This is a genomic window from Mesorhizobium sp. M1D.F.Ca.ET.231.01.1.1 (assembly GCF_003999155.2).
Lineage (GTDB): Bacteria > Pseudomonadota > Alphaproteobacteria > Rhizobiales > Rhizobiaceae > Mesorhizobium.
On record NZ_RZOZ02000121.1, the window covers coordinates 1 to 356 of the forward strand.

The following is a 356-nucleotide window of genomic DNA, read 5'->3' on the forward strand; positions in this document are numbered from 1 at the left end:
CGGGTTCTGGACCTGGGACATCAAGCGTGACCGCGTCTATGGCGACGCCAATCTTTCAGACTATTTCGGTCTGACCCTCGATGAGTTTTCGCATGGCGCGTCGCTGGAACGATGCATGCAAAGCATCGACCGGGACGACCGTCCACGGGTTCGATTGGCTATCCGCAAGGCGATAGAGCGCAGGTCCAGCTTCCGGGAGGTCTACAGGGTCCGCTCGGAAAAAATGGGGCTGCGCAAGATCCTGGCCGTCGGCCGATGTTACGTCGATGAGGTGGGCGAGGCAGCGCTCTATCCTGGCTGGTTCGTCGATCTGACGAAGGATGCCGCCTGCGAGGAGCAGGCGCTGCGCGAGATCC

The 356-nt window shown here is 61.2% G+C and carries 1 protein-coding gene; it reads left to right on the forward strand.

Annotated elements, in window-relative coordinates:
• Positions 1-356, forward strand: a 356-nt coding sequence (locus EN874_RS32575; protein WP_148671275.1) for a PAS domain-containing protein, incomplete at both ends; no start/stop codon positions are given.